Source organism: Streptomyces sp. MJM8645, assembly GCF_001625365.1.
Classification (GTDB): Bacteria; Actinomycetota; Actinomycetes; order Streptomycetales; family Streptomycetaceae; genus Kitasatospora.
This window is the reverse complement of the sequence record NZ_LJJF01000001.1, coordinates 4,836,636-4,853,011: the sequence shown is the minus strand read 5'-3', so window position 1 is coordinate 4,853,011 and position 16,376 is coordinate 4,836,636. Positions and strand designations below refer to the sequence as shown.

17 protein-coding genes are annotated in these 16,376 nt (G+C 73.3%); 6 read left to right on the top strand and 11 right to left on the bottom strand.

Annotation, left to right across the window (positions count from 1 at the left end; translation table 11 throughout):
• Positions 1 to 37: 37 nt before the first annotated feature.
• Together A6F73_RS20955 and clpS are read right to left on the bottom strand one after the other, a co-directional pair.
• Entirely contained in the window at positions 38 to 610 is a 573-nt protein-coding gene (locus A6F73_RS20955) for a DUF2017 domain-containing protein (RefSeq protein WP_063349209.1), read from the bottom strand.
• Between the two features lie 102 nt (positions 611 to 712).
• Entirely contained in the window at positions 713 to 1,006 is a 294-nt protein-coding gene (clpS, locus tag A6F73_RS20950; RefSeq protein WP_063351371.1) for an ATP-dependent Clp protease adapter ClpS, read from the bottom strand.
• A 141-nt stretch (positions 1,007 to 1,147) separates the two neighbouring features.
• Between clpS and A6F73_RS20945 the strand changes: the two genes are divergently transcribed.
• The gene (locus A6F73_RS20945; protein WP_079135851.1) at positions 1,148 to 2,464 is read left to right on the top strand and encodes a nicotinate phosphoribosyltransferase; all 1,317 of its coding nucleotides are present in this window, start codon (positions 1,148 to 1,150) and stop codon (positions 2,462 to 2,464) included.
• Between the two features lie 285 nt (positions 2,465 to 2,749).
• The gene (locus A6F73_RS20940; protein WP_063349207.1) at positions 2,750 to 3,340 is read left to right on the top strand and encodes an isochorismatase family protein; all 591 of its coding nucleotides are present in this window, start codon (positions 2,750 to 2,752) and stop codon (positions 3,338 to 3,340) included.
• A gap of 58 nt (positions 3,341 to 3,398) precedes the next feature.
• Here the strand turns inward: A6F73_RS20940 and A6F73_RS20935 are convergent, their stop codons facing one another.
• Positions 3,399 to 4,406, bottom strand: coding sequence for a type IV toxin-antitoxin system AbiEi family antitoxin domain-containing protein (locus tag A6F73_RS20935; protein ID WP_063349206.1), 1,008 nt, complete (start codon positions 4,404 to 4,406; stop codon positions 3,399 to 3,401).
• A gap of 256 nt (positions 4,407 to 4,662) precedes the next feature.
• On the opposite strand from A6F73_RS20935, the gene A6F73_RS20930 reads away from it, so the two are divergent.
• Together A6F73_RS20930 and A6F73_RS20925 are read left to right on the top strand one after the other, a co-directional pair.
• Positions 4,663 to 5,238, top strand: a complete 576-nt coding sequence (locus A6F73_RS20930) for a hypothetical protein (protein WP_063349205.1) — start codon at positions 4,663 to 4,665, stop codon at positions 5,236 to 5,238.
• 697 nt (positions 5,239 to 5,935) lie between these two features.
• A complete protein-coding gene (locus tag A6F73_RS20925) occupies positions 5,936 to 6,376 on the top strand; it encodes a hypothetical protein (protein WP_063349204.1) in 441 nt (146 codons plus the stop codon).
• Positions 6,377 to 6,382: 6 nt separating this feature from the next.
• Here A6F73_RS20925 and A6F73_RS20920 read toward each other — a convergent pair whose 3' ends face one another.
• From A6F73_RS20920 to A6F73_RS20900, 5 genes are all read right to left on the bottom strand, one after another.
• Positions 6,383 to 6,949: a DinB family protein gene (locus A6F73_RS20920; protein WP_244293449.1), complete on the bottom strand. Its 567-nt coding sequence runs from the start codon at positions 6,947 to 6,949 to the stop codon at positions 6,383 to 6,385.
• An 87-nt stretch (positions 6,950 to 7,036) separates the two neighbouring features.
• A complete protein-coding gene (locus A6F73_RS20915; protein ID WP_063349202.1) occupies positions 7,037 to 8,257 on the bottom strand; it encodes a S8 family serine peptidase in 1,221 nt (406 codons plus the stop codon).
• An 86-nt stretch (positions 8,258 to 8,343) separates the two neighbouring features.
• Positions 8,344 to 9,738 (bottom strand): hypothetical protein, encoded by a 1,395-nt coding sequence (locus A6F73_RS44080; protein ID WP_063349201.1) that lies wholly within the window; start codon positions 9,736 to 9,738, stop codon positions 8,344 to 8,346.
• Positions 9,739 to 9,772: 34 nt separating this feature from the next.
• Positions 9,773 to 10,198, bottom strand: a complete 426-nt coding sequence (locus A6F73_RS20905) for a hypothetical protein (RefSeq protein WP_063349200.1) — start codon at positions 10,196 to 10,198, stop codon at positions 9,773 to 9,775.
• A gap of 97 nt (positions 10,199 to 10,295) precedes the next feature.
• Positions 10,296 to 11,039 (bottom strand): endonuclease V, encoded by a 744-nt coding sequence (locus A6F73_RS20900; protein WP_063349199.1) that lies wholly within the window; start codon positions 11,037 to 11,039, stop codon positions 10,296 to 10,298.
• Positions 11,040 to 11,241: 202 nt separating this feature from the next.
• On the opposite strand from A6F73_RS20900, the gene A6F73_RS20895 reads away from it, so the two are divergent.
• Positions 11,242 to 11,484, top strand: a complete 243-nt coding sequence (locus tag A6F73_RS20895; protein WP_063349198.1) for a hypothetical protein — start codon at positions 11,242 to 11,244, stop codon at positions 11,482 to 11,484.
• A 40-nt stretch (positions 11,485 to 11,524) separates the two neighbouring features.
• On the opposite strand, the gene A6F73_RS20890 is transcribed toward A6F73_RS20895, so the two are convergent.
• Together A6F73_RS20890 and A6F73_RS20885 are read right to left on the bottom strand one after the other, a co-directional pair.
• Positions 11,525 to 12,280 (bottom strand): RDD family protein, encoded by a 756-nt coding sequence (locus A6F73_RS20890; RefSeq protein WP_063349197.1) that lies wholly within the window; start codon positions 12,278 to 12,280, stop codon positions 11,525 to 11,527.
• A gap of 128 nt (positions 12,281 to 12,408) precedes the next feature.
• A complete protein-coding gene (locus A6F73_RS20885) occupies positions 12,409 to 14,034 on the bottom strand; it encodes an RDD family protein (protein WP_063349196.1) in 1,626 nt (541 codons plus the stop codon).
• A gap of 398 nt (positions 14,035 to 14,432) precedes the next feature.
• Here A6F73_RS20885 and A6F73_RS20880 point away from each other — a divergent pair, with 398 nt between their 5' ends.
• Positions 14,433 to 14,849 (top strand): SsgA family sporulation/cell division regulator, encoded by a 417-nt coding sequence (locus A6F73_RS20880; protein WP_063349195.1) that lies wholly within the window; start codon positions 14,433 to 14,435, stop codon positions 14,847 to 14,849.
• A gap of 89 nt (positions 14,850 to 14,938) precedes the next feature.
• Here A6F73_RS20880 and A6F73_RS44075 read toward each other — a convergent pair whose 3' ends face one another.
• On the bottom strand, positions 14,939 to 16,339 hold the full coding sequence (locus tag A6F73_RS44075; protein ID WP_279634923.1) for a glycosyltransferase 87 family protein: 1,401 nt from the start codon (positions 16,337 to 16,339) through the stop codon (positions 14,939 to 14,941).
• Positions 16,340 to 16,376 lie beyond the last annotated feature (37 nt).

The window sequence follows — 16,376 nt, the reverse complement described above, 5'->3', positions numbered from 1 at the left end:
GACGAATCGACCGGGGCCTGCCCGGAAGCGGGCAGGATCAGTCCGCGATCGCCTCCAGGAGCGTCTCCTGGAGCGCCCCCAGCCAGACGTACGCCATCACCAGCGGCTTGCGGTCGTCCTCGTCCGGCAGCTCGTAGAGCTCCTCGTCGTCCTCGCTGACCTCCAGCTGGACGCCCAGGGTCAGCCGCAGGTCGTTGAGCGCGCCCAGCCAGCGCAGGCCGTCGGCGGGTTCCAGCTTGAGCACCCCGCCCTCGCCGCCGAGCCGGTCGAGCATCCGGACGACGTGCAGGGCGTCCTCGCGCTTGCGGGTCCGCAGATCCACCTCGGTGTAGCGGCGGAACTCGCCCGAGGCGGCCCGGCTCTCCTGGTCCTCCGGCCCGGCCGGGTCGCCGTAGGCGTCCGGGAAGAGCCGGGCGAGCATCGGGTTGGCCGGCGCCTCGGTCGGGCCCTCGGCGAACAGCGCGGCCAGCGGATCGCCGCCATCCCCGCCCGGGCCGGGCCCGATCAACTGCAGGATCCCCACCTCCAGGGAGCGCAGGATGGAGGCCTCCAGCTCGTCCAGCGCGATCGTCGCGCTCCCGCCGCCGGCACTCTCGAACAACCCAGCCATGTCTATCGGTCAGCCCGTCTTCGTCGTCTCGGGTGGGGTACCGGCTCCGCGGCCGCGGCAACTCGCGCCGCGGCCGCCGCGCTGCGGTCGGTCGTGCTGCGGTCAGTCGTGCTGCAGCGTCGCCCAGAGGCCGTAGCCGTGCATCGCCTGGACGTCGCGTTCCATCTCCTCGCGGGAGCCGCTGGAGACCACCGTCCGGCCCTTGGTGTGCACCTCCATCATCAGCTTCCTGGCCTTGTCCTTCGGGTAGCCGAAGTAGGCCTGGAAGACGTACTGGACGTAGCTCATCAGGTTCACCGGGTCGTTGTGCACGATGGTCACCCAGGGCGTGTCCGGCTCCACCACCGGTAGCCCTTCGACCTCCGGGCGCTCGATCTCCACGGGCGCGACACTCACCGCCGGGTCCTCCTCGCTGCGCAGTCCGTCCACGCCTCTTCAGCCCCATGCTGCCATCCGGGGGACCCCCGGGCGATTCCGGACCGGCTCGCAGCACGAGAAATCGTCACTCTGACGCTAAGTGGTAGTAGCATCATCCGCATGGACGCCACTTCAGTGCGCGCGGCCGGTTCGACCGCGCTCCTCACCGACCGCTACGAGCTCACCATGCTGCAGGCCGCCCTGCGCAGCGGGGCCGCGCACCGCCGCTCCGTGTTCGAGGTGTTCACCCGCCGCCTGCCCAGCGGCCGCCGCTACGGCGTCATGGCCGGCACCGGCCGGGTGCTCGACGCCATCGAGGACTTCCGCTTCACCACCCCGCAGCTCGACTGGCTGGCCGGCCAGGGCGTGGTCGACGACGACACCCTGCGCTACCTCGCCGACTACCGCTTCGCCGGCGACATCCACGGCTACCCCGAGGGCGAGGTCTACTTCCCCGGCTCGCCGCTGCTCACCGTCGAGGGCAGCTTCGCCGAGGCGGTGATCCTGGAGACGGTGATCCTCTCGATCCTCAACCACGACTCCGCGATCGCGGCCGCCGCCTCCCGGATGACCGCCTCCGCCGGCGGCCGCCCGGTGATCGAGATGGGCGCCCGGCGCGCCCACGAGCAGGCCGCCGTCGCCGCCGCCCGGGCCGCGTACGTGGCCGGCTTCGCCGCCACCTCCGACCTGGAGGCCGGCTTCACCCACGGCATCCCGACCACAGGCACCGCCGCCCACGCCTTCACCCTCGTCCACGACAGCGAGCGGGACGCCTTCCGCGCGCAGATCGCCTCCATGGGCAAGGGCACCACGCTGCTGGTCGACACCTTCGACCTGCGCGAGGCCGTCCGCACCGCCGTCGAGGTGGCCGGCCCCGAACTGGGCGCCGTCCGGATCGACTCCGGCGACCTCACCCTGCTGGCCCACCGGGTCCGCCGCCAGCTGGACGACCTCGGCGCCACGAAGACCCGGATCATCGTCACCTCCGACCTCGACGAGTACGCCATCGCCGCACTCGCCGCCGCCCCGGTGGACGGCTACGGCGTCGGCACCAGCCTGGTCACCGGCAGCGGCCACCCGACCTGCGCGATGGTCTACAAGCTGGTCGCCCGCGCCGAGAGCGCGGACGGACCGCTGGTGCCGGTGGCCAAGCGCGCGGCCGGCGGCAAGACCAGCATCGGCGGCCGCAAGTGGGCCGCCCGCCGGCCCGACGCCGACGGCGTCGCCGAGGCCGAGGTGGTCGGCACCGGAGCGGTCCCCGCCGACCTTGAGCCGCACCTGATGCAGGTGCCGCTGGTGCGGGCCGGCCAGGCCGTCGGCCGCGAACCGCTCACCGCCGCGCGCGAACGGCACATCCGGGCCCGGGCCGCACTGCCGCTGTCGGCCACCCAGCTCTCCAAGGGCGACCCGGTCCTGCCGACCGAACTCGTGCTCTGACCCCGCCCCGGCCGACCGGCGCGGACCGAGCGCCGGCCCGGGGCCGTCCGCCGGGTTCGCCGGTCCGGCGGTTCAGCGGTCCGGCGGTTCGGCGGTTCGCGCCGGGCGCCGGCCCGGGGTCCGCCCCAGGCCTTCCGCCCCCGCACGCCACTCCCTAGAGTCAACCGTAGAGTTCCCCCGGAGCTCCCCGAGAACCCCCGAGCCCCGCCGCGGGCCGAGTACTCCCGAGGGCTCCCCCCACCGGCGCGCCACCACGGCCGCCCCCCACATCCGAGGATGCGAGCCATGCACCGGGCACTGATCGTCGTCGACGTGCAGAACGACTTCTGCGAGGGCGGCAGCCTGGCCGTCGCCGGCGGCGCCGAGGTGGCCGCCGCCATCACCGACCTGATCGTCGAGTCCTCCCCCGGCTACCAGCACATCCTCGCCACCCGCGACCACCACATCGACCCGGGCGACCACTTCTCCACCGAGCCCGACTACGTCACCAGCTGGCCGGTGCACTGCGTGGCCGGCACCGAAGGCGTGGGCTTCCACCCCAACTTCGCCCCCTCCGTCATCTCCGGCGCGGTCGAGGCGGTCTTCGACAAGGGCGCCTACTCGGCGGCGTACAGCGGTTTCGAGGGGCTGGACGAGAACAACCGCGGCCTGGTGGAGTGGCTGCTCGAACGGCAGGTCGACGAGATCGACGTGGTCGGCATCGCCACCGACCACTGCGTCCGGGCCACCGCCCTGGACGCCGCCCGGGCCGGCTTCACCACCCGCGTCCTGCTCGACCTCACCGCCGGGGTCGCGCCGGCGACCACCACCGCCGCGCTCGCCGAACTGCGGGCCGCCGGGGTCGAGTTGGTCGGCGCCCCGGTGGTTCGGGGGTAGCTCCGACTCCGGTTCGGGGGTAGCCACGGCTCCGGGTGCGGACGGATCCGATCCGGAGCTAACCGACCATCAACTCCACCACGTCCGAACCGCCCACCCGGTGGGCCTCGCACAGTTCGGCGCCGACCGCGTCCCGGTCGGCCGCGAGCCGGGCGCCGGAGACGTACACCACCCGGATCCCCAGGTACTCCATCCGGTGCTGGCCGCCGCGCACCCAGGCGGCCTCGCCCTCGCTGACGCAGCGCAGGTCCGAGTCCACCTCCACGGCAACGCCCTGCTCCGGCCAGTAGAGGTCCGGGACGGCGATGTACGTGCCGCCGCGCATCCGCAGCTCGGGGCCGACCAGCGGGACGGGCAGCAGGCACTCGTCCACCAGTTCGCCGACCCGGTCCAGGACGAAGTCCCGTTCACCGGCGAGCAGTTCGTCCAGCGCGGCGCGCACCCGGGGCTCGCCGGTCAGCCCGGACTCGGTCAGCTCGGACGCCAACTCCCGTACGGTGCACGGGCCGTCTGGCCGAGAGACGGCTTCGCGCAGCACCTCCCGCACCGGCATCGGGGCGCCACCCTCCTCCACGGTCCACTCGCACAGCGCGTCCGCGACCGCCCGGGCGACCGGTGCGCAGGCCAGGCCGTGCACCGAGCGGGCCACCAACTCCCGTTCGGTACGCAGGATCCGCACCTCCCCGGCGTCCTTCAGCCGGCGCTGGCGGGGCACCAGGACGTCCACCCCGATCACCGCCGGCAGCCGGGGCACCGCGGCGAAGCCGTACAGCGCGAGCGCGGCCGCACCGGTGATCACCGCGCCCTCGCGGCGACCCTCCTCGCGACCGTTCTGCGCCGCGTACAGCAGGGCGGCCCACATCCGCTGCTCCGGGGTCGGCCCGTCGGACTGCAGCAGGTACACCCGGGGCAGCAGCCGCCGCCAGGGCCCGCCGCTACGGCAGTGCTCGGTGATGACCCGGGCCGGCACGCCCCGGGCGCGCAACTGGCTCGCGGTGACGACGTTCTGTTGACGCTTCGCCAGCTCCTCCAGGGACGGCGGCGGCGTGGGAATCCGGTAGCTCATGCGGACACCATCCCCAACCGCTCCGACCCGCCACCGGCCACCTGACGCACTGTTACCCAACCGTCGCGAAACCGGGATCAGCTCGCACTAAAGTCCCCATACCCTCACTCAATCGGAGTAATTGACGGTCGTCAGGTTGTCATATCTGATCGAAAACGATCGCCCACCAGGCCGCCTGACCCAGAGTGACCAAAGGCATACGCCGGGAGACCCTCCAGGCGTCAAACCCGCCCCGGGAATTGCCTAGGCTTGCGTCATGTCACGTGACGAGACCGCCGGCCTCCGCGCGGCCCAGCTCCGCCTTGGCCGTCTGCCCGGATACGTCCGCCGCCCGGACCCGGCCCGCCGCAGCGGCGAACAGGGCCATACGTACAAGAAGGGCTGGGAGGTCCGCTTCACCGCCCGCAGCGAGGCCGAGATAGCCGAGATCCGCGACCTCGTGGTCGCCGCCGGGTTCGCCCCGGCCAGACCCTTCTTCAAAGGCCACCAGCTCATCCAACCGGTCTACGGCATGGCCGCCGTCCAGGCCTACCTGGCCGCGAGACAGGCGGCCGAGGAACACGCCGCCCGCACCGCACTCGGCCGCCGCCGACGAACCGCCGGCGGACACCCCGCCACCACCGGGCACTCCACCGGGCACCCCGCCGGCGCCGCACACCGGTGCGAACGCGAGGAAGCCGCCGCCGGAGCCGCTGCGGCGGCTGCGGCCGCAGCCGCCGCAGCCGCCCAACTCGCCCGGCGGCGGGCCATCGAATCCTTCCCCGCCCAGGTCGAACGGAGCAGCGCCGTCGACGACCGCCTCTCCCCGACGGAGGCCCGACCGCAGCCCTGACGGCAGACCACCCCGCCCGCGCCTCGGCCCCCAGGCCGCCGAGGCGTGGCCGACGTGCACGGTGGCGGCCAGCAGGCGCGGGACCACCCGGATCAACGCCTGCTCCGCCCCCTCGGCCACCCGGTGCGCCGCCGCCACGGCGAGCGCACCGTCCACCCACCACCCCTGCCGCCACGCCCCGCCACACCCGCCTCGGCGCGCAGCGCGCCCACCTCGCACCCACCGCCCGCATCCACCGCCCGCACCCGGGCTGCGCGCCCCCGGCGGAGGCATGCACGGCGGCGCTCATCCGGCCCGTCGCGCCACGCCGGTACGGGCGCGACCGAAGGTGTGGTTGCGCGGATGGTTGTGCGGCCGCAGCTTCGCGCCGTGGGCGTGGACGCCAGCCTCCATAAGCCCTACGGTGGCACATCAACCGTGTTGCAACCACGGCCCTTCTGCACCCCCTGACCAGCCGCGACGCGCTCGCAACTACACCCCCCGCACCACTGCGCCACCCTCCCCCACCGATCCTCCGCCCGGCCGCCCCCACCACCGCTGCACCACCGCGCCCCACCGGTCGGCACCGGAACCGGCCGAGCGGCGGCGGGTTCCGGGCATTCAATCCGATTGGTAACCCAGCGCACCGAGGGCATATCGTAGAGTGAGCGCAGATGATCGACCGTCAGCCACCCATCTCCCTTTCCGAGAAGCCGAGATGACCAACCGTCACGCGAGTTCCGCCGAGCCGCCCCCGAGGCCCGGTGAACCGGAGGACGTACCACTGGAGTTCGCCGCCTTCTGCGAACTCCACCGCCCCCGGTACCTCAGCTACGCCCGGGTGTGGCTGACCGAGCACAGCAGCGCGGCCACCGCCGTCCAACAGGCATTCGCCGAAATCGCCGTCCAATGGCGCGAGTTGCTGGGCAGCTCCAACCCCACCGCGAACGCCTGGCAGATCCTGCGCAGCACCGTCGCCGACCACACCCGGCACGTGCCCGCCGCACCGGACCGCCACCCCGCCGACGACGACCTGGCGATCCTGCACTACGTCGTCGGCCTCGCCGCCCCCGAGATCGCCGACGTCATCGGCACCGACACCGCCAGCGTCGCCGGCCGACTCCGGCGCACCATGCTGTGGGAGGCCTCCGGCTGGTGAGCCCCCTCAGACCCGCTCGCCCGTCACGTCGAACAAGTGATGCACCGGGTCGTGGATCAGATAACGGGCAAACGACTCCACCGTGAACCGCGCCCCGTCACTACGGCCCCCGGTCCGCCCCCACTGCTCGCCCGCCACCCGCCCGAACGCCGCCGCCAGCACCTCCGCGGCCGCCGCCAACTCCCCGGCCACCACCGCCGGCACCTGCTCCCCGTACCGCTCGGCGACCGCCGTCTCATCCTGATCCCAGTTCGGGAACAGCGGGGCTTCCTCGGCCAGCATCAGGTCCAACCGGACCCGGAACAGCCGGAACACGTCCCGGACATGGCACGCGTACTCCAGCCCCGACCACACCCCCGGCCGCGGCCGCCGACGCAAACCCTCCTCGGCCCCGGCCAACAGCGCCACCCAGGCCTCCGCGTTGGCCCGAACCATCCCCGCGACGTCCTCCCGCACCACCGCCGCAACATCCAGCCCACAATCCGGACACGGGCGTTCCAACACCCACGTCCAGTCCTTGCCGTCCGGAACGACCACACCCACCGGATCCACGCCACGCTCAGAAGCACTCATGGCCCCAGCATGGCCACCCCACCACTCACCCCACCAGCGGCAAGGACGCCAACCGCCACCAAAATGCTGCCACCCCGCCCGCCGCCCTCAGCCGACCGCACCCCTGCGCCGCCGCACCCGCACCACCCACACCACGACCGCCACCACCCCGCCGACCAGCACCCCCCACAACGCCACCCCCACCGCAACCCCGACCCCGAACCAGCCGCCCCCGCCGGCCCCACCGGCCCCCGCCGCAGGCACCACGGCCTCGCCACCCGGCTCCTCCGTCACCCCGCCCCCCGCAGCCCCCTGCGACTCCCCCCGCCCCACCAACGGATTCACCCGAGACCCGCCGTCCACCACCGGATCAGCCTCCAACGCCTTCGCCGGCGCCAGCACCCCGAAGCCGTACCTGCTCCCCGGCACCGCCGACCCGTCCCGCGGCGGCGTGGCAGTCCTGATCATCCGATTGATCACCTGCCCCGCCGAAAGCTCCGGATACCTCGCCCGGATCAACGCGGCGGTGGCGGAGACGTAGGCAGTGGCATCGGAGGTGCCGTTGCCCACGCCGTAGCCGGCAGAGGTCTTCGCACTGGCCCGGTAGATCTCCGCCCCGGGGGCGACCAGTGTGGTCTCCGGTCCGTAGCTCGACTTCTCCCACAGTCGCCCCTGCCGGTCCACCGCGCCGACCGCCACCACTCCGGGGAAGGCCGCCGGGTACTGGACACCGCTCAGGCTGTCGCCGTTGTTCCCGGTGGCGGCAACCAGCACGACGTCCTTGGAGACCGCGTAGTTGACGGCTTCACGTGCCGGAGAGTCGAACCTCGACGTCCCCCCTACCGACATGTTGACGACCTTCGCACCGTGATCCACAGCAAAGCGGATCGCCTCGGCGAGGCCGTTCTGCTGGAGATCCCGATTCTCGCCGTCGGTCCGTACCTTCACCGGCAGGATCTTCGCCTTCGGCGCCAAGCCCATGATCCCCGCCTGCGCACCGTGCCCGTGCCCTGCGATCAGGCTCGCCATCCCGGTGCCATGGCCGTCGCCGTCGGTACGGCCGTCCGTGTTCGTACCGGAGAAGTCACCCCCCGCAAGCACCTGTCCGGTGAGGTCCTGATGGTCCTGGTTGACCCCACTGTCGACCACACCGACGATCACCCCCTCGCCCTGGTTGACAGTCCAGACTTTCGTCTCGGCCTCGAAGGTCTTCAGAGCCCACTGCTCGTCTCTGATCTGATCCGCCGATGCCGTTGGTGCCGCGACACTCCAGATCAATGCCCCGGCGGCAAGGGCCGCTGTACCACGCGCCAACCGGCGGCTCGTCAAGCCTGGTCACCCCACTCAGCGAGGCGTCCCGCAGATCACCGATCTGCGGGACGCGATCAGATCACCCATCCGTTTCAGGACCGGGCTCATTCCACCACGTTCGGATTGGCCGGCTTGTCCGCCGCCCAGGTCTCCTCGTCCTCGACGAGGTAGTCGGGCCGCCGCCCCTTCTCCCGGTCCTCCTTGTGCCGTTGCGCGCCGGTGAGCGGCAGGCCAGGGGCCATGCCGCCTGGGCCGCCAGCACCGGGTTCGCCCCTGAGCCGGTTCCGGACTCCCAGGCCGGAACCGCCTTCCGTGAACGCCTGTTTGCCGCGCATTCCCTCGACCGGTCCTACCGTCCCGCCGACGATCCCACCAGATCGGCCTGCAGACCCACCCACCGGCCGGGCACCGGAGCCACCGCGGCCCCCGGCGCCCCCGCCCGGTCCGGGGCCGCCCATCGGATACGCGCCGTCCGGGAGTCCCCGACCGCCGAATCCGACCCCGGCCTCGCCGATGCCGGAACCGACAGGTAGACCAGCCGCCGGGCCTGCGGGATTGGAGATCCCCTGCCCGCCGTTGCTTCCCGGGAGGCTGCCCGCAGCGCCACCAGGCGGCACAACACCAGCCCCGGACACCTCAGTTCCCGGGGCGACGGTGGTGACCACGGTCCTGTTGGGGACGCCCGCCGGCGTGCCCGCGATGCCCGTGCCCAGGCCGTAGTTCACCGAGCCCAGAGGCTTCAGCGGAGTCTGCGCCGTGCCACCCCTGATCCCCGAATCGGTCGGAACAGACGCACTCCTCGACGTGGAGCGGGCTGGCATCGTCGGTCCGGAGGACTTCGGGCTCCGCGGTGGTGGGCTGGTCGTCACCCGCCCTGATGTTCCCGCGACGCCGATCGAGGTTCCCGACATCATCGCGCCCGCCACCGCCGCCGCCCCGACCGGATCGTCCTGTGGTGTCACATCGCGTGTCTCATCCGACTTCTGCAGCGCCGGCAGGTTCGGCGGCGGCTTCAGGGTGGGGGTGGCGATGCGGTAGTGCATGGCGAGGGTTTGCATGACGGTGGCGGCTTCGGCTTTTCGGCGGTCGGCGACGGGGATGTGTTCGTCGTCGCCGCCGAAGACGGAGGAGACGCCGTCGCCGACGGTGTCCTTGACCTTTTCCCAGGTGCTGGGTTCCTCGGGCATGTCGCGTTTGGCCTTGGCGATGGCCTCGGACATGTTGTGGAGGGTGTTGGCCGCGTCGTTGGCGTAGGAGGCGGCGTTGTTGATGCTGTCAGCGAGGTGGAGCATGCGGGTGTGGAAGGCGTCGCTGGTGGCGCCTTCCCAGGTGACGGCGGCTTCGGTGCTGGCGCGGGTGAGGGTGGTGCGGATGGCCTTGAGGGTGTCGGCGGCGTGGCGCCAGGGGTCGCCGGCGGCCATGACTTCGCCGGGGTTGAGGGCCTGGGCCATGGTGCGGAGTTGGGCGTGGCTGTAGGTGGTGAAGTCGGTGTAGGCCATGGGGGGTTCGCCTCCGTTCGGGCTCGGCCGGGGGTCAGGGGGCGGGTGGGGCGACGGTGTGCTCGTAGGCGGCCTTGCTGCTGGCGGAGGGGTTGGCGACGGACCAGCCGTCGTCGCCGAGTTTGAGTTTCTTCGCGGTGTGCTGGTCGTGTTCTTCGTAGGTGGTGGCGGTGAGTTCGGCGTTCTTCTGGGCTTCGTCGACGGCTTGTTGGAGTTGGTTGAGGACGTCGCGCAGGCCGTCGCGCATGGTGTTGTAGCGGTTGTGGATCTCGGTGGCTTCGGCGAAGGTGCCGAAGGCGGTTCTGCCGATGCCGCTGCGCCCGTGGGTGCCGGTGCCGTCGGCGTGGTGCTGGAATTCGGCGAGGAGGAGCCGGACTTGGGCGGCGAAGGAGCGGAGTTGTTCGACCTCGACGCGGTAGCCCTGGCCGGCGCCTCCGGTCGTGCCGGTTCCTGTTGCCACTTCGGCGCCTCCCCCGTGCGTCCGTGGGTCGCTGCCGGGGTTGGGCCCCGGTGTCTCATGTCTAACACACGGGGCCCGAATTCCGCCTGGTACCTGGTCAGTTCGCAGGCGTCCTCGTGTGGAGGGCGTCGGCGAGGGCGCGGCGGCAGAGGGAGTCGGCGTGCCGGGTGGTTTCGGGGAGCCGGTAGTGGGGGGCGAGTTGGAGGGTGGTGCGGACGGCGGTGTCGAGGCTGATGCGGTGGCCGATGGAGACGTAGACGGGTTTGACGCCGGGCCGGGTGCGGAGGGCGCGGCCGACTTCTTCGCCGGTGGCGGGGTCGGTGAGCGGGGTGGTGGAGCCGCGGGGGGTGTCGGGGTCGTGGTGGTGGAAGGTGAAGGGGGTTTTGGCGACGCCGAGGGTGCGCAGGCCGGTGAGGACGCCGAGGTGGCTGGCGAGGCCGAGGCGGCGGGGGTGGGCGAGGCCGTAGCCGTCGCAGACGACGGTGTCGGGGGTGTGGGTGAGGGCGGCGAGGGCGTCGAGGACGGCGGGGAGTTCGCGGAAGGCGAGCAGTCCGGGGGTGTAGGGGAAGGGGATGCGGCCGACGGCGGTGGACTGTTCGACGACGGCGAGGGTGTCGTGGTCGAGGAGGACGGCTGCGGCGGCGACGAGGTCGTATTCGTCGTCGTAGGCGACGTCGACGCCGGCGATGAGCCGCCCGACCCCGCTGCTGGAGCCGGAACCGTCGGAGCCCCCGGAACCGTAGGCGTCGTCGGGGTCGTGGGTCTGGACGAGGGGGCGCAGGCGTTCCTGTTCGGCGAGTGCCTGAGCTTCGGTGGTGGGCCAGTCGGCGGGGATGGGCACGGGTGTTCCCCCGGGTGGGTGGGGCGGGCGCGGTCGGGTTCACCGTACCGAGGGGCGGACGACCCCGGGGTGAGCCTGTGCGCCCCCCGTGCTCCCGGTCCGGCGGGTTAGCCTGGACTTACCGAACTCCCTTGCCGGGCAGCACTTCTGGGACCGGCACGATTCCCGCTCGTTCCCCCCGACGCGCGAAGGACCCCCCGCCATGCCTCGTCCGTCCGCTGCCCAGTACTGCCTCGGTTCGTTCACCGTCGTCGCCGCCACGGTGGCACTGCTGGCCGTTTCGGACGCCTCGGGCGTCCTGGAGGTCGTGGTGCTGGAGGGGTTCGCGCTGGCGCTCGGCACCGTGGTGACGGTGTTGTCGCTCGCCGTGTCCGGCCGGTCGGCGGCGAGGGCGGGAGCGACCTCCCCGGCCACGGCCGGACACGAGTACGCCCGGCAACGCTAGGTCCTGTCCGCCGCCGGGCGTCGCGGCCCCGCTCGGCCGGTCAGTCGGTGGTGACCACCACGGTCTTCGCGGCCTTGTCGTGGATGCACTGCCGGTAGGGCTTGTCGAAGACGCCGAACATCCCGTCGATGATCCACCAGAAGGCGGCGCAGCAGATCACGGCGGGGAGGATGTAGACGGCCGCGCGGGTCCAGGCGGCGCTCTGGGTGGGCTTGTTGCCGTCGATCAGCATGGCGACACGGACGTGCATCGCCTTCTTGCCGAGGGTCTGGCCGTCCCGGCCGAGCATCAGGCCTTCGTAGAGGAGGTAGATGCCGCAGCCGAGCCAGAATGCGCCGACCTCGCCGGAGCGGTTGCCGAAGTCGGCGAAGGGGGCCACCACGATCACGGCGACGGCCTGGACGAGCAGGTAGTCGATCAGGCGGGCGAGGATGCGCCTGGGCCAGCTGCCGATCGGCGGCATGCCGGGGACGGGCCCGGCGCCGGGGGTTCCGTAGCCGGTGGGGCCGTAGCCGGGCGGGGGCTGGTCGTAGGGCTTCTGGCCGTAGGGGTTCTCGCCGGGCGGGCTCTGGCCGCCGGTCGGGCCGCCGTAGGTGCCGCCGTACGCGCCGGGGCCTTCGGGCGGGGTACTGGGGGTGCCGTCGGACGGGCCGCCGGTGGGCGGCGGGGCGGGCGACGGGTTCGGGTCCGACGGCCGGTCTTCCGGCGTGCCGCCGCCCGGCTGCGGGGACTGCTTGTCGAAGGAGGGCTGGCCGCCCCCCTCCGGCTGGGAGCCTGAGGGGTCGTGAGTGCTCATCCGTCGAGTAGAACATCACACATTCTCGCGGTTTGGGACATTCTGTCCGTTTTGCCGCCAGGGCCGGATGGTGCCTCCGCGTCGGATGGTGCCTCCGCGCCCGGAGCCGGCCGCCACGCCGGGAGGCCTCAGTCGCGGACCACCCGGGTACGGGCGGCCCGGTCCTGCCAGCCACGCCGGGCCGGGCGGTCGAACAGGGGCCAGACCAGGCCGAGGAGCAGCAGCAGGCCGAGCTGCCTCACGGCCCATCGGAGCAGCGAGCGGCCGAGGCTCAGCCTGGTCCGGGCGCCGGGGGCGGCGGCGTCCGCCACCCGGATCCGGGCCAGTCGCTTGCCGAAGGTCTGGCCGGTGCGGGCGGTCGGCAGCACCTCGTAGAGCAGGCTGACGAAGAGCAGGATGCCGAGCAGGACCGCGACCTTGCCCAGCACCACGTCGTCCACCAGCCAGACCTGGACCTGGCGCCGGGTGAGGGAACTGGCCATCCGGGCCTGGTCGAGCTTCTGCTGGAGGTGCTCGGACGCCGAGCGGCCGAGCGGGATTCCGGCGGCGACGGCGACCACGAGGAGTACGACGGTGTCCACGGCGCGCGCGGCCAGCCGACGCCCGAGTCCGGCGGGCGTCGCGGAGGCGGGCACGGTGGGGGCGGGCGCCGTCGGGGCGGGTCGGCGCCGTGCGACGGCCTCCCGGGCCGGGCGCGCGACCGGCAGCGACGCGGCGGGCGTGGCGGGCGCGGCGGGCGCGGCGGGCGCGGCGGACGCGGGGTTCCGGCCCTGGGCCCGGGCCGGAACCGCTCCGGCGGCGACCGGCGCGGCCGGGGCCGGCACGGCGGGCTCGGGCTCGGACGCGGGCTCGACGGCACGCCCGGCCCCGCGCACAGCCGCCGGAACGGACGCCGCGACGGGCGACGCAACTGGCGACGGCGCCTCCCGCACGGCCACCGCCGCCGGGACGGTCGCGGGCGCTCCGGAGACGGCGGCCGCTTCCACCCCGACCGAAGCGGCGGCCGGCATGCCGGCCGAAGCCCGGACCGGAACAGCAACCGAAGCGCGGACCTCCCTCGCGCGCCCCTCCTCCCCGTCGGGCGCCCCCGAAAGCACCCCCCAGGAGACCCGGTGCGGCTCGCCATCCGCCTCCATCAGCCCCCGCTGCGCCTGCGGAACGACCTGCCGGCCGGGCTCCTCCACCTCACCCTGGCCTGCCGCACCCCCCACCGCCGAAACCTCGACCACCGGCTCGCCCAGGACCGCTTCGTCGAGGACCGCTTCGTCGAAGACCGGCACCTCGACCGCTGCCATCTCCAGTCCAGACACCTCAGGGCTCTCGGACGCCCCCGGCTCCCCGACCATCCGGAACACCGGCCCGCCGATCACCTCCGCCGCCCGCGACCCGAGGACGAACTTCGCCCCGCCCGTGGTCTGGTCGAGGTACACCGGCCCGGTGTCCCCGCCCCTGCCCCCACCGTGCGCGGCCCCACCCCAGGACGGCTCCGGGGCCGCCTCCGGAACGGCCGGCTCCGGCAGCACCGGTGGCGGCACCACCCGCGCCGTCCCGGCCGCGCCGGCGGCGGGCCGCCGGGACGCGAACCGGGGCGGCTCCATCACCTCGCCCTCGGCGGGTGCGAGCCTGCTGGTGCCCGGCACCCAGGCCGAGCCGCCCCAGTACCGGACGAAGCCGGGGATGGAGGGGTCGGGGTAGTAGCCCGGCTCGGGTCCGACGGCCGGGTCGCCGGCGCCGGCGAAGGGGCGGTCCGTCATGGGGGTCTTCTCTCCTGGCGGGTCCTGGCGGGGCCGACACGGCACGCCCGCCCGGCGCACCCGCGAGCCGCCCGGCGCGCGTGGGTGGGGGCACCGCTGGTAGGCGGACAGTCGCCGGGTAGTCACAAAGGGTAGTGCCTCGTCGTGGCGCCGACGGAAAGTTGGTCAATCACCTGACAGCGGCGGGCCCTCCGGGGTAGAAGCGGCCGAACCGTCCCGGCGTGCGCCGGGTGTCCGCGCGCCGCGGTCCCCACCGGTCACCACCCCTCGCCTCACCCCCCTCGTCGAACTTCCCGAAGAAATCCCGGAAACGTGTGTAAGAGCCGGCGTGGACCGCCCTCTCAAAGGTCACCGGGCCCGGAACCGGGCAGGAATCGAAGGCAGAGAGGAAGACGATCATGGAGCGCCCCACCAGCGTGGTCGAGCACGAACTGGAGCTGAACCTGGTGCTCTCCCCCGAGCACAGCGTCCCCGTCCCGGCCCGGCTGTCCTACGGCAGCCACGACCCGTACGCGGTGCACATCACCTTCCACCTGGACACCGGCTCCCCGGTGACCTGGGTGTTCGCCCGCGAGCTGCTGGTCGAAGGCACCTTCCGGCCGTGCGGCCAGGGCGACGTGCGGATCTGGCCGACCCGCTCGGGCCGGCGCAGCGTGCTCTGCCTGGCCCTGAGCTCCCCGGCCGGGGACGCGCTGCTGGAGGCGCCGCTGCCGGTCGTCGCGGCCTGGCTGGAGCGGGCCCACCGGCTGGTCCCGCCGGGCAGCGAGATGGCCGCGCTGGACATGGACGGATCGCTCGCGGACCTGCTTGCGTGAGCACGCGCACGCCCGCGAACGGGCACAAAGCCTCGGCCGCGCACCCGGCCGGGACCGCGCGACGCGACGGGAGCCGCGCCCCCGCCGGCTCAGCGGGCCGCGGGGGCCTGCTGACGGCCGCGGGTGGCGTCCGGGCCACCGCCGTCGCGCTGTCCGGGCAGCCGGACCAGCGGTGCCCCGGCGGAGCGTCGCCGGGCCCTTATCCGGATGGCGGCGGCGAGCAGGAAGCAGAGCCCGACCCACGGGTAGACCGAGGTCGGCAGCTGGCGCAGCGGCGCCATGTGGAGGACGGCCGGCCCGAGCGGCTTGGCGGCCCACATCGCGAAGGAGAGGAACGCGAGCAGCGTCGCCCAGAAGGCGGCCCGCCAGCGCAGTCGGCGGACGCCGACCGGGCGGGCGTGCTCGACGGAGGCCTCGGTGGCGAGCAGGACGAGCAACGGCACGCACCAGACCCAGTGGTGGGTCCAGCTGATCGGTGAGATCAGCACGGCGGTGACGGCGGCGCAGCAGACGCCCCAAGCCTCGGCCCGGGGCAGCCAGCGGGCGCTGCGGTGGGCCCAGGCGGCGACGGCGAGGCCGGCCACCGCGACGAGGCCGGCCGCGAGGGTGGCGAGGGTGCCGGGGTCGGCGGTGTGCAGCAGCCGGGCGAGGGCGCCGCGCAGCGACTGGTTGTCGACGATCTCGGTCTTGCCGACCCGGGAGGAGTCGTAGAGGTACTTGGTCCAGAAGCCCCAGGTGGCGTCGGGCAGGACGAGGGCGCCGATCAGGAAGGTGCCGAGGAAGGTGAGGCCGGCCACGAAGGCGGCCCGGACCCGGCCGGTGATCAGCAGGTAGACGGCGAAGAGGCCGGGGGTGAGCTTGAGGCCGGCGGCGATGCCGATCGCCATGCCCTTGCTGCGGCGGGCGTCCGAACGGGTGAGGTCCCAGAGGATCAGGCAGGCGAGCGCGAGGTTGATCTGGCCGTACCGGAGCGTGGTGAAGACGGGTTCGAGCCAGACGCCGAGGCCGGTCACCAGGATGACGCCGATCGGCCGCAGTTCGCGGCGCGGCCAGCCGACCAGCTTGAAGGACAGGTGGGTCAGCAGGGCGAGCAGCCCGAGGTTGCCGAGAGTGATCGCCACCCGGAGGAACGGGACCGGGAACCAGGTGGTGGGCACGAACAGCATGGCCGCGAACGGGGGGTAGGTCGCGGGCAGGTTCCACTCGGTGACGCGCAGTGCGTACAGGTCGGTGCCGTTGGCCACGGCGGCGCCCTCGGCCCGGTAGACGATCATGTCGACCATCGAGGTGTTGACGAAGTGGCGGACCACCGCGTACACGACCAGGGACAGGAGCGCCAGGGCCGAGGCGGCCAGCAGCGGTCGGCGGGGGGCCTCGCGCAGCGCGCGGACGGGGGCGCCGAGCGCGGTCCGCAGCCGGTCCGACAGGGGGGCGGGCGCGGGGTCGGGTGCGGTCCGCACCGGGCTGCGCTCGTCTTGCACCGCTGTCACCAGTCCACTCCGTCCACCACTCGACCAATCGCCGACG

What these genes read in the sequence shown, in the direction of transcription:
- A6F73_RS20920 (WP_244293449.1), bottom strand. Translation starts at nt 6,949, where the DNA reads ATGAGTGCTTCTGAGCGTGGCGTGGATCCGGTGGGTGTGGTCGTTCCG.
- A6F73_RS20925 (WP_063349204.1), top strand. Translation starts at nt 5,936, where the DNA reads ATGACCAACCGTCACGCGAGTTCCGCCGAGCCGCCCCCGAGGCCCGGT.
- A6F73_RS20890 (WP_063349197.1), bottom strand. Translation starts at nt 12,280, where the DNA reads ATGAGCACTCACGACCCCTCAGGCTCCCAGCCGGAGGGGGGCGGCCAG.
- A6F73_RS20955 (WP_063349209.1), bottom strand. Translation starts at nt 610, where the DNA reads ATGGCTGGGTTGTTCGAGAGTGCCGGCGGCGGGAGCGCGACGATCGCG.
- A6F73_RS20945 (WP_079135851.1), top strand. Translation starts at nt 1,148, where the DNA reads ATGGACGCCACTTCAGTGCGCGCGGCCGGTTCGACCGCGCTCCTCACC.
- A6F73_RS20880 (WP_063349195.1), top strand. Translation starts at nt 14,433, where the DNA reads ATGGAGCGCCCCACCAGCGTGGTCGAGCACGAACTGGAGCTGAACCTG.
- A6F73_RS20895 (WP_063349198.1), top strand. Translation starts at nt 11,242, where the DNA reads ATGCCTCGTCCGTCCGCTGCCCAGTACTGCCTCGGTTCGTTCACCGTC.
- A6F73_RS20940 (WP_063349207.1), top strand. Translation starts at nt 2,750, where the DNA reads ATGCACCGGGCACTGATCGTCGTCGACGTGCAGAACGACTTCTGCGAG.
- A6F73_RS20885 (WP_063349196.1), bottom strand. Translation starts at nt 14,034, where the DNA reads ATGACGGACCGCCCCTTCGCCGGCGCCGGCGACCCGGCCGTCGGACCC.
- A6F73_RS20930 (WP_063349205.1), top strand. Translation starts at nt 4,663, where the DNA reads ATGTCACGTGACGAGACCGCCGGCCTCCGCGCGGCCCAGCTCCGCCTT.
- A6F73_RS20935 (WP_063349206.1), bottom strand. Translation starts at nt 4,406, where the DNA reads ATGAGCTACCGGATTCCCACGCCGCCGCCGTCCCTGGAGGAGCTGGCG.
- A6F73_RS44080 (WP_063349201.1), bottom strand. Translation starts at nt 9,738, where the DNA reads ATGGCCTACACCGACTTCACCACCTACAGCCACGCCCAACTCCGCACC.